General features: G+C 75.2%; 7 protein-coding genes and 2 pseudogenes. 3 read left to right on the forward strand and 6 right to left on the reverse strand.

Translation table 11 applies throughout. From position 1 onward, the window contains the following. Positions 1-103: 103 nt before the first annotated feature. The gene (locus tag ACFVXK_RS33175) at positions 104-604 is read right to left on the reverse strand and encodes an NUDIX domain-containing protein (protein ID WP_389619248.1); all 501 of its coding nucleotides are present in this window, start codon (positions 602-604) and stop codon (positions 104-106) included. A 75-nt stretch (positions 605-679) separates the two neighbouring features. Here ACFVXK_RS33175 and ACFVXK_RS33180 point away from each other — a divergent pair, with 75 nt between their 5' ends. Together ACFVXK_RS33180 and ACFVXK_RS33185 are read left to right on the forward strand one after the other, a co-directional pair. Continuing rightward, positions 680-1,129, forward strand: coding sequence for a Zn-ribbon domain-containing OB-fold protein (locus tag ACFVXK_RS33180; RefSeq protein WP_389619251.1), 450 nt, complete (start codon positions 680-682; stop codon positions 1,127-1,129). Then, complete coding sequence (locus tag ACFVXK_RS33185; RefSeq protein ID WP_389619254.1) at positions 1,126-2,316, forward strand: lipid-transfer protein; 1,191 nt, start codon at positions 1,126-1,128, stop codon at positions 2,314-2,316. Before ACFVXK_RS33180 ends, ACFVXK_RS33185 begins: the two co-directional genes overlap by 4 nt. A gap of 195 nt (positions 2,317-2,511) precedes the next feature. On the opposite strand, the gene ACFVXK_RS33190 is transcribed toward ACFVXK_RS33185, so the two are convergent. From ACFVXK_RS33190 to ACFVXK_RS33205, 4 genes are read right to left on the reverse strand one after another with little or no spacing between them, the layout of a single operon-like run. Next, a complete protein-coding gene (locus ACFVXK_RS33190; RefSeq protein WP_389619256.1) occupies positions 2,512-3,138 on the reverse strand; it encodes an ATP/GTP-binding protein in 627 nt (208 codons plus the stop codon). Then, positions 3,119-3,571, reverse strand: coding sequence for a DUF742 domain-containing protein (locus ACFVXK_RS33195; RefSeq protein WP_358894440.1), 453 nt, complete (start codon positions 3,569-3,571; stop codon positions 3,119-3,121). Before ACFVXK_RS33195 ends, ACFVXK_RS33190 begins: the two co-directional genes overlap by 20 nt. A gap of 10 nt (positions 3,572-3,581) precedes the next feature. Continuing rightward, entirely contained in the window at positions 3,582-4,019 is a 438-nt protein-coding gene (locus tag ACFVXK_RS33200) for a roadblock/LC7 domain-containing protein (protein WP_358894441.1), read from the reverse strand. Beyond that, positions 4,016-6,952: a nitrate- and nitrite sensing domain-containing protein gene (locus ACFVXK_RS33205; protein ID WP_389619260.1), complete on the reverse strand. Its 2,937-nt coding sequence runs from the start codon at positions 6,950-6,952 to the stop codon at positions 4,016-4,018. Before ACFVXK_RS33205 ends, ACFVXK_RS33200 begins: the two co-directional genes overlap by 4 nt. A 274-nt stretch (positions 6,953-7,226) precedes the next feature. Here ACFVXK_RS33205 and ACFVXK_RS33210 point away from each other — a divergent pair. After that, a pseudogene (locus tag ACFVXK_RS33210) lies at positions 7,227-7,649 on the forward strand (hypothetical protein); the annotation flags it as partial. 205 nt (positions 7,650-7,854) lie between these two features. Here ACFVXK_RS33210 and ACFVXK_RS33215 read toward each other — a convergent pair. Beyond that, a pseudogene (locus tag ACFVXK_RS33215) lies at positions 7,855-10,698 on the reverse strand (hypothetical protein); the annotation flags it as partial.

Here is a 10,698-nt window from a genome sequence, read left to right on the forward strand (position 1 = left end):
CTCCGAGCCGGATCGGAGATGCCTGACTCCCCAGGGCGCCGAAGTCATCTCGTTTTAGCCCCGGACGACACCCCACCCCGTCCCCGCCCCCGGCCGGGCGGCGTCAGGCGTAGTGGCCCGCGAACCATGCGGCGGCTGCCCTGGTGTGGAGGGGGAAGGCCAGGGGTGTCGGGGTGTGGAGGATGTGCCAGCCCGTTGTCTCCTCCGTCGGGCGCGAGGGTGGGAGGGCCGTGGTCGGGCGGGGTGGGAGGAGGCCGAAGAGGAGGAGGTGGCCGTGGGGGGAGCTGAGGGCGTCGGCGAGGGTCACTTCGGCGGCCGGGGCTTCGATGCCGGTCTCCTCGCGGAGTTCGCGGACCACCGCCTCGCGCCAGTCCTCGCCGAAGTCGACGAATCCGCCGGGCAGGGCGACGCCGCCCTTGGCGGGCTCGATGGTGCGGGTGATGACGACCAGGCCGGTGCCGGCGGCGTCCTCGACGGGGAGGAGGGCGACGGCCACCGGGAGCGGGTTGCGGTAGGTGACGGCGCCGCACGCGGGGCAGGTGCGGGGCCAGTCGGTGGTGGCGAAGGGGGCTCCGCAGGTGGAGCAGTGCGAGTGTGCCGGCATGCGGCGATGTTACGCCCGGACGCGCGGCGTGGCAGACTTCTGACGGATCGTCAGGTATCGGCTGTGGGAGGGGTCTTGGCACGCACACGTACACCCGTGGTGAGCGGATGGTTCACCGACGGGCCGGACGGGTTCCGGCTGCTCGGGACGCGGTGTTCCGCCTGCGCGGCGGTGTTCTTCCCGCGCGAGGACGCCTACTGCCGCAATCCCCGCTGCCCCGGCGGCGGTTCGCTCGTGGAGGTGCCGCTGTCCTCGCGCGGCCGGGTCTGGTCCTACACCGACGGGCGCTACCGGCCGCCCGCCCCCTACGCGTCCGATCCGGACGTGCCGTGGGAGCCGTACACCCTGGTCGCGGTGGAGCTGGAGGCCGAGGGGATGGTCGTGCTCGGGCAGGCCGTGCCCGGGGTGACGCCTGCCGCTCTGGCGGTCGGCATGGAGGTGGAGGTGGTCGGCGGGGTGCTGGACGAGGACGCCGACGTGACGTGGACCACCTGGCGGTTCAGGCCGGTGGAGGGGGCGCGGTGAGCGGGGACGTGGCGGTGCTGGGTGCCGGGATGCACCCCTGGGGCAAGTGGGGCCGCGGCTTCGTCGAGTACGGGCGGGCCGCCGCCACCGCCGCGCTCGCCGACGCCGGGCTGGAGTGGACCGACGTGGAGTCCGTGGTCGGCGCCGACACGGTGCGCGGCGGCTACCCGGGCTACGTCGCCGGGGCCACCTTCGCGCGGGCGCTCGGCTGGCAGGGCGCGCGGGTGACCAGCGTCTACGCCGCCTGCGCCTCCGGGGCCCAGGCCATCGGGGCGGCCCGGGCGCAGATCCTGGCCGGGCTGGCCGACGTGGTGCTGGTGGTGGGTGCGGACGCCGCGCCGAAGGGGTTCTTCGCCCCGGCCGGGGGTGAGCGGCCGGACGATCCCGACTGGCTGCGGTTCCGGGTGCTGGGGGCGACGAACCCGGCGTACTTCGGGCTCTACGCGCGCCGCCGGATGGCCCTGTACGGGGACACCGGTGAGGACTTCGCGCAGGTCAAGGTGAAGAACTCGGCGGCGGGGGCGCTCAACCCGAACGCCCGGTACCGCAAGGCCGTGACGGCCGAGGAGGTGGCGGCCTCCGCGGTGGTCGCCGATCCGCTGCGGCTGCTGGACATCTGCGCGACCTCCGACGGGGGCGCGGCGCTGGTGCTGGCGAGCATGGGGTTCGCCCGGGCGCGCGGGGTGGCGGACCCGGTGCGGATCCGGGCGGTGTCGACCGTGACGCCCACGTATCCGCGTACCGTGCTGGACCTGCCGGACATCGCGACCGACTCGGTGGTGGCGGTGGCCCCGGCGGCGGGCTCCTTCCGAGCCTCGATCGCCCGGGCCGCGTACGAGGAGGCGGGGGTGGGGCCGCAGGACCTGTCGCTGGCCGAGGTGTACGACCTGTCGACCGCGCTGGAGCTGGAGTGGTACGAGGACATCGGCCTGTGCGGTGAGGGCGAGGGGGCCAAGCTCGTGCGGGAGGGGGCGACCGCGCTCGGCGGGCGGGTGCCCGTCAACGCGAGCGGCGGGCTGGCCTCCTTCGGGGAGGCGGTGCCGGCGCAGGCCATCGCCCAGGTGTGCGAGCTGACCTGGCAGCTGCGCGGGACGGCGGGGGCCCGGCAGGTACCGGGGGCGCGGGTGGGGATCACCGCGAACCAGGGGCTGTTCGGGCACGGCTCGGCCGTCGTCGCGGTCCGCTGAGAACTGCCCGGTGCCCCTCACCAGCGGTCGGGGCGGGCCGGGAGAAGTACCGCCGCCGGGGTGCTTGACGCTCCCCGGCGGCGGGTTCACACTCTCCCCACGGTCCCGCGCCGGGACCTCCGCAGCCCCCCATGAGAGCCGCGGCCCGTACCCCAGTCGGCGGGGGTACGGGCCGCCTCCATGCGCCGCGCCGGGTCAGGCCCCGGCGGTCAGGCCGGCCCTGCGGGCCCGGGCCAGCGACATGGCGTGTTCCACGACCCCGACGAGTACGTCCTTGACGGATTCGCGGTCGCGGGCGTCGCAGAGCAGCACCGGTACCTCCGTGTCGAGGTCGAGGGCCTCGCGGATGGTCACCACGGGATGGCGGTCGGCCCCGTCGAAGCAGTTGACCGCGACGAGGAAGGGCAGGCCGCGCCGCTCGAAGTAGTCGACGGCGGCGAAGCAGTCGGCGAGCCGGCGGGTGTCGGCGAGCACGACGGCACCGAGCGACCCCTGCGACAGCTCGTCCCACAGGAACCAGAAGCGGTCCTGCCCGGGGGTGCCGAAGAGGTAGAGCACCAGGTCCTCGCGGAGGGTGATGCGGCCGAAGTCCATGGCCACGGTCGTGGTGCTCTTGTGCTCCACTCCCCCGGTGTCGTCGATGTCGGCGCCCGGCTCGGAGAGGGTCTCCTCCGTGCGCAGCGGACGGATCTCGCTCACCGCACTCACCATGGTGGTCTTGCCCACCCCGAAGCCCCCCGCGACCAGGATCTTCAAGGTCAGCGGTTCGACCGGCGACACGGCATGCATCGCACCGGTGCGGCTAGAGCGCCCGAAGGCCATCGATCACCTCGCGCAGAATGGATTCGTCCGGCAGCTCGGCCGGTGGGACCGGCCGGGTCACATGGACCAGGGAGTCGTCGACGAGGTCGCCGATCAGGACCCGGACGACGCCGATGGCGAGGTCCAGGTCCGCGGCGAGCTCGGCCACGGACTGGGGGCGTTCCCGGCACAGCCCGAGGATGTGGGCGTGTTCCGGGGAGAGGGTCAGGTCCCAGACCGGATCGTCGGCCGCCGGTTCGGCGACGACCAGGGCGATCAGGTCGAGGCGGTGCTGGGCGGCGTGGCTGGTCCGGCCGCGGGTCATCGCGTACGGGCGTACGACGGGCCCCGCCTCGTCGTCGAACCAGTGCGGGTGGCCGCCCCCGTGCGCCGCGCCGGGGGTCCCGTCGGGGGCCGGGGAGTCCGGGAGGTGGTCGTGGCCTGGATCGCTCATACGGTCCGACTCACCCTCCGGCTGGCAGCCCGGTGCGCGGGGCGGTCGCCAGGTGGTCGCCGACGCGCTTGACCATGAGGGTCATCTCGTACGCGACCTGGCCGACGTCGGAGTCGGAGTCGGAGAGCACGGCCAGGCAGCTGCCGTCGCCGGCGGCCATCACGAACAGGAAGGCCTCGTCGAGCTCGACGACGGTCTGGCGGACCCGGCCGGAGTCGAAGTGCCGGCCGACGCCCTTGGCGAGGCTGTGGAAGCCGGAGGCCACGGCCGCCAGGTGTTCGCTGTCCTCGCGGGTCAGGTCCTTGGAGCTGCCCGTGGGCAGGCCGTCGCCGGAGAGGACCACCGCCTTGCGGATGCTGGCGACCTTGTCGACGAGTTCGTCCAGGAGCCAGTTGAGCGGGCCGGGGCCGCGGCCCCTGCTGTCGTGTCCGTTCTGCGGTGCGGTCATCGACCGTCCCCTTCGTTCTCGTGCGCGGGACCGGTGGCGGCGGGGGTGCCGCCTCCGGTCTCGGACTGCTGCGGTGCCTGCTGCTCGGGTTGCTGTGCTGCGTACTCCCTGCGCCCCGCCGTCCAGCCGCGCTGGAGGGCGGCCATGCGGGCTCGTACGTCCTCGGCGTCGCGGTCGGTCGGCGGCGCGGGGGCTTCGGGCTCTGCGGGGGCCGGGGCGTTCTTCAGCTGGGGTGCGAGGTTCGCCTGGCGGACCCGGCGGGGCAGCCCGCCCGGGCCGGCCGCCGTACGGGCGGCCTCGGGGCCGGTCGGCGCCCGGTCCGGGACGGGGGTGCCGGCCGGGCGGGGGTCCACGCGGCGGCCGTGCTCGGCGACCAGCGTCGGGGCCGTGCGGCGGCGGGGCAGCGGGACCGTACCGGAGCGGGGGGCGTCGGGGCGGACGGCGTCCAGGTGGGCGCGCTCGGCGCGGACCGGGCCGGTGGGCGCCTGGGGCTCGCGGTCGGCGCCGCGGGAACGGTCGGCGGCGGCGCGGGTGCGGGCCGTCCGACCGGGGCCGGGCTCCGGGGCGGTGTCGCGGGAGCGCCCCCAGTCGCGGCGGTCGGCGCCGCCTTCGCCGATCCGGTCGCCCTTCCAGGTGCCGGGCTCGCCGCCCCGCCGGTCGCCGTCGGGGCGGCCGGCCGAACCCAGGCCCAGCAGGGAGCTGCGCGGGGTGCCGCCGGGCGGGGTCTCGTCGTCGAGGGTGGCCATGGGCGGACGGCCGCCGACCCCGGCGATGCCGGTGATGGTGTCCTCCAGGTCGTCGATCCCGTCGAGGCCGTCCGGCCCCTCCAGGCCGAGGAGGCCCAGCGGCCCCTCCAGCTCGACGGGGCCGTTGAGCACGCCGGCGGGCAGCGGGCGGGCGGAGGAGGCGCGGTCGAGGGCGGAGGCCACGGTCCGGCCGGAGCCCCGGGCGCCGGGGGCGGCCTTGACGCCCTTGACCGCCGCGGGGCCCTTGGCGGCCCGTACGGCGTCGAGGCGGATGCCGGAGCCGTTGGTGTCGGGGGCGTCGGTGAGGAGGTCGGCCGGGAGGAAGACCACCGCGGTGGTGCCCCCGTACGGGCTGGGCTGGAGGGCCACCTTGATGGAGTGGCGGCGGGCGAGGCGGCTTACCACGAACAGGCCGAGGCGGTCGGTGTCGGAGAGCTCGAACTCGGGGGTCTCGGCGAGCCGGAGGTTCGCGTCGAGGAGGGCTTCGGGGTTCATGCCGAGGCCGCGGTCGTGGATCTCCAGGGTGAAGCCGTTGGCGACGCGTTCGCCGTGGACCTGGACGGCGGTGTGCGGCGGGGAGAACACCGTGGCGTTCTCCAGCAGTTCGGCGACCAGGTGGGTGACGTCGGCGACGGCCGGGCCTTCGATGCCGATGCGCGGCAGGCGGCGCACCTCGATGCGCTCGTAGTCCTCGACCTCGGCGACGGCGGCCCGTACGACGTCCATCAGCTGGACGGGCTTGCGCCACTGGCGGGAGGGGGCGGCGCCGGAGAGGATCACCAGGCCCTCGGCGTGCCGGCGCATGCGGGTGGTCATGTGGTCGAGGCGGAACAGGTCGGCGAGCTCCTCGGTGTCCTCGGTCCGCCGTTCCATGGTGTCGAGCAGGGTCAGCTGGCGGTGGAGCAGCACCTGGTTGCGGCGGGCCAGGTTGACGAAGACCTCGGAGACGCCGCGGCGGAGCTCGGCCTGCTTGACGGCGGCTTCGACGGCGGCGCGCTGGAGGCTGTTGAGGGCGAGGGCGACCTGTCCGACCTCGTCCTTCTCGAACTCCAGGCGGGGCGCCTCGGTCTCGACGTCCAGGCTCTCGCCGGCGGCGAGGCGGCGCATCACGCTGGGCAGGCGGACGCCGGAGGCCTCGGTGGCGTCCTTGCGGAGCTGGGAGAGGTCACGGATGAGGTCGCGGCCGACGCGTACGGAGAGGAAGAGGGAGAAGGCGAGGGCCAGGAAGCCGAGGACGCCGGCGAGGGCGGCCTGGACGACGACGCTCTGCGCGACGGGTTCGACGCGCTTCTGGTAGCGGTCGCCGGCGGCGGTGCCCATGGCGGCGAGGTCGTCGAGGACCTTCCGGGAGGCCTCGTCCCACTGGGCGGCGGTGACGGTGCGCGGGTTCTTGACGGCGCCCGCGCTGATGAACCGTTCCTCCGTGTCGCGCAGCGCCTTGGTCTCGGGGCCGTTCCAGTACCGCTCGAACAGCTTGCGGTCGTCGGCCGGCAGGATCGCGAGGTTGAAGTCGTACAGCAGGGCGCGGTTGGCGGCGAAGGCGGAGACGCGCCGGACGTCGCTGGTGGCGACGTTGCCCGCGGCGAGGGTGGAGGCGATGACCGCGTCCTCGCGGGAGAGGGTCTCGCGGGCGCGGGTGATGCCGACGAGGGCGCGGCCCTGCTTGTCCATCTCCACGTTCTCCAGGGCGTGGAGGTTCATGAGGAAGTCGTAGCAGGGGTCGACCAGGCGGCCGTAGAGGTCGAGGGCCGTGGTGGGGTCGAGGTCGCTCGCGTCCACGGAGCGGCGCAGGGAGGCGATGCCGTGGAAGGCGTCGAGGATGGAGCTCAGGCGCTCCCGGGCGACGGGGCTGAGCTCGTCGACGACCTCGCGGTCGGTGGCGTTCGCGGTGATCTTGCGGACCATCTCGTCGGTGGCGGCGCGGCTCTTGGCGAGCTCGGCGGTGGCCGCGACGGCGCGGGGGTCGCCGAGGACGACGAGGGTCTGGCGGCGCTCCTTCTGGATGACGCGGACGACGTCCTCGATGGGGTAGCCGACCTTGCCGATGACGTACGCGACGTCGAGCAACTGCACTGCTTCGCGGCCGGTGATGACCGTGGCGAAGCCCCAGAGCGCGGTCAGGGAGACGAGCGGCACCAGCAGCAACGCCACGATCTTCCGGCGGATCGACTTCCCGCGAAAGCGCATGGCCTCCCCAGCCTCCCCCAGCTCAACCCCGTTGCGCGGGGTCGGTGTTCCGTGTTCCGTCGTTCAAACGGCGTGAGCCTACTACTGCCGCGCGGCGGGCTCGAAGGCGTGTCCGGACGTTTTCGGCCTGGCCTCTGGACGAAGATCACGAGTTGTCCGATACTTCCGGTCAAGTCCGGCCCGATATGTGGCAGATGCCACTTGGTGGGGTGTGAGTGCCCCTCTAGGGATGGATGGCTGGAACTCTTTGCTCCGGAACCGGGCGGGGGTGCGGATGCGTCCGGGATGCGGGAATCTCCGGGAACCTGCGGGCGGGGGGCGGTCGTTGGGTCGGGGGGTGGGAGTGGAGCGGAGCATGAGGGTTGACGAGGACGCGGGCGAGGCCGAGGGCGGCGGCTCGGGGGCGTTGGGCTCGCGGCGGGGGCTGTGGGTGGAGGAGCCGGCCCGGCGGCGGCGACTGCCGGATCCGGTGCGGGCGTCGGCGGTGCGGGCGGTGCTGGTCGTGGCGGTGACGCTGACGGAGGCGTCGGTCACGTTCTTCCTGGTGCTGACGGGGTCGTGGCTGGCGCTGCCGATGGTTTTCGGGGGGATGGCGGGGACGGTGGTGGCCACGTGGGCGGTGCTGGACGTGTGGATCACGCGGCAGATGTGGAACCAGCGGTACGGGGTGGTTTCGGAGCCGAGTAGTGCGGCTCGGGGGGGTTGAGGGGCCCTGCGGGGGCGGGGACGGGGGCGGGTGCGGGCACCGCTGCGCGGAGCTGTCTCCCCGCCCCGCCCTTCGCCCGTTCCCCGGGGCAAGCCCCGGACCCCCGGGGGGCTCCGCCCCCAGCCCCCCGCGCCTCAAACGCCGGCGAGGCTGGATTCCGGCTCGGCCCGGCGTTCAGCCGCAGCCAATCGCCTGGTCAGGCGGGGAGCGTGCGGCGGAACATTCGGGTTGCGGTGATTTCGCCGTGGATGGTTTCCGGTTCCTGGGTCGGCTGCGGGAGGCCCGGGCGGAGGTGTTCCTCCACGCTGATGTACTTCAGGCCGGCCCTCAGGTCCGCGTCGTTGCGCAGGCGGATGACCAGGGGGAACTCCGCCAGGGCCGTGGTGTCGAAGAGGCCCGTGGTGTAGAGGAGCTGGACGCCGAGGGCGTCGGACACGGCCCGCTGGAGCTCCAGCAGGTACGTGGCGTTGGCGCGCCCGATCGGGTTGTCGAGGAACAGCGTGCCCGCGTGGCGGTGCTTGTCGCGGCCGCGGTCGTTGCTGCGCAGGGCGGCCATCGTGCAGTACAGGGCGATGGCCGCGGTGAGCAGCTGGCCGCCGGAGAAGACGTCGCCCATCTGGCCGACGGGGACGCGTTCGGCGCGCAGGACGGCGTCCGGCTTGAGGATCTCCACCGCGATGCCCTTGGGCTCCAGCGCCGCCTGGACGCCCCGCAGGAGCAGGGACATGCCGTCGCGGCGGCCTTCGCCGAAGGCGGCGTTCTTCTTGACGGCCGTGCGGGTGGCCTCGTCGATGACCTCGCCGAGGCGTTCGGTGAGGGTGGCCTGGTCGGGTTCCTCGAAGCGGATCCGGAGGAACTCCTGGCCCGACCACTCCCCGAGGCCCTCGGGGAGCTGGGAGAGGCGCTGGGCGGAGCGGAGGGTGGCCAGGGCCGACTCCACGAGGCCGCGCAGCCGGTCGACGATGCTGTCGCGGTTGCGTTCCAGCTGGGCGAGCTCGTCGGTCAGGACGCGCAGCCGCGGGGCGAACGCGGCCGCCCAGGCCGCGGCGTGCTCGGGGAGCGCGGAGGCGGGCAGTTCGCGGATCTGCTGGCGCGCGGGGGTGCGTACCTGCTCGTAGCGGTTGGCGTTGGCGTGCCGGACGAGGACGTCGCTCGCCTCGCGCACGGCCGCCTCGGCGGCGGACAGCTCGGCGGCGCAGGCGCGCAGGGAGCGGCGGGTGTCGGTGGCGGACCGGCGGGCCTCCTCCAGGGTGCCCTGGTGGGGCGCCGGCTCCTGCTCGTCCTCCGGGTGGGTGTGGTCGCGCAGCAGGTCCCGCAGCAGGGCGGCGGTCTCGTCGAAGCCGCCGGCGCCGTCCTCGGCGGTGCGGTGGGCGCGCAGCAGGTCGGCGTGGGCGGCGCGGGCGCTCTCCACGGCGGCGGAGTGCGCGGCGAGCTGGGCGGTGGCGGTGCGCAGCAGGCCCTGGGCCTGCTCCACGTCGGCCGGGACCAGTTCCTCGGGGAGCTCGGTGTGCGCCTCGCCGTCGGCGGGGGCGTGCCGTTCGGCCTCGCCGCGCAGCCGGCCGAGCTGCTCGCTCGCGGCGGAGGCACGGGACTCCAGCATCTGGACGAGGGCCTCGGCGCGGGCGGCTGCGGCCTGCCGGGAGGGGCCGTCGGCGCCGTCGGTGCCTTCCAGGAGCTGGGCGGCGCGGGTGCGGACCTTGTTGGTGAGCCGGTCGAGTTCGGCGAGGGCGGCGCTCTCGTCGCTCTCGGCGCGGGCCTGTTCGGCGCGCAGGTCGGCGCCGACGCCGACCTTCTCGTACACCTGGGAGGCGGCCCGGTAGGCCTCGCGGAGGTCGGGCAGGGGGGCGCGGGGGCCGTCGCCTTCGGGGAGCTGGTCGGGGGCGCCGGCGATCTCGGCGCGTTCGGCGCGCAGGGCGCGGGCGGTGCGGCGGGCGTCGTCGGCGGCGCGCTGGGCGGCGCGGCGGTCCTCGTCGGCGGCGCGGGCCCGGTCCAGGCAGGCTTCGGCGCGGGCCTCGGACTCGGCGGCCTCATCGGCGAGTTCGCGGACCTTGGCCTGCCAGCCGGAGCGTTCGCGCAGGCGGTGGGCGAGGCCGGCGAGGGCGTCGGCGGCGCGGCGGGCGCGCTGGGCGGTCTCCTGGCGCTCGTCACGGACCCGGGCGGCGTCGGCGGCGGCCTCGTCGGCCTCGGCGCGTACGGTACGGGCCTCGGCGAGTTCGGCGTCGGCCTCCTCGGCGAAGGCCCGGGCCGCGGCGGCGTGTTCCGCGAGTTCCGCGAGGCGGCCGGGCGGGCAGCCGGTGCGCCAGGAGGTGAGGCGGGCGGCGAGTTCGCGGTCGCCGGCGAGGCGGGCGGCGAGCTCGCGGATCTCGGTGTCGCGGGCGGTGGCGCGGGCGCGCAGGGCCTGGCGTTCCTCGTCGGCGGCGTGCTCGTCGTGCATGGCCGGGTTCGGCGGGACGAGAAACACCGCGTCGGAGCCGTCGGCCGGCGGTACGGGTGCGAGCAGGGCGGCGGCCGTGCCGACGGCGACGGTGGAGCGGGGCAGCAGGGCGGCGCCGGAGAGGACCTCGCGGGCCCGACCGTGCGTGTCGGGTTCGGTGATGATGACGCCGTCGACCAGCTCGGGGCGGGCGGCGAGGACGGCGGCGTGGTCGGCGGGGGCCACGGCCTGGGCGAGGTAGCGCCAGCCGGGCAGGGCCGGGATGCCGTGTTCGCCGAGGTACTCCACGGTGGCGAGGACATCGGGGCCGGGCGGGAGCAGTCCGCCGTCGCCGAGGGCGCCGAGGATGCGGGAGTCGTCGGCGGCGGCGGTGCGCAGTTCGAACAGCTGGCGCTCGGCCGCGCCCACGGTGTCGGCGAGCAGCTCGCGGAGGGTGTCGGCGTTGCGGTCGAGGTCCTCGGCGGTGAGCCGGCCGGCGGTGGTGCCGGCCTGGGCCGCGCCCGGCGCGCCGTGCGCTCCCGCGGGGTGTCCGGGGTGGGTGACGGATCCGCCGGGGCGGCCTGCGGCCTGCGCGGCCGTGCCCTGCGGGCCGCCGTGCGCCACGTC

The organism is Streptomyces sp. NPDC058157 (assembly GCF_042884105.1).
Classification (GTDB): Bacteria; Actinomycetota; Actinomycetes; order Streptomycetales; family Streptomycetaceae; genus Streptomyces.

Excerpts from the sequence above, each read along its gene's own strand:
- ACFVXK_RS33195 (WP_358894440.1), bottom strand. The coding sequence starts at position 3,571 with ATGAGCGATCCAGGCCACGACCACCTCCCGGACTCCCCGGCCCCCGAC.
- ACFVXK_RS33190 (WP_389619256.1), bottom strand. The coding sequence starts at position 3,138 with ATGGCCTTCGGGCGCTCTAGCCGCACCGGTGCGATGCATGCCGTGTCG.
- ACFVXK_RS33200 (WP_358894441.1), bottom strand. The coding sequence starts at position 4,019 with ATGACCGCACCGCAGAACGGACACGACAGCAGGGGCCGCGGCCCCGGC.
- ACFVXK_RS33175 (WP_389619248.1), bottom strand. The coding sequence starts at position 604 with ATGCCGGCACACTCGCACTGCTCCACCTGCGGAGCCCCCTTCGCCACC.
- ACFVXK_RS33205 (WP_389619260.1), bottom strand. The coding sequence starts at position 6,952 with ATGCGCTTTCGCGGGAAGTCGATCCGCCGGAAGATCGTGGCGTTGCTG.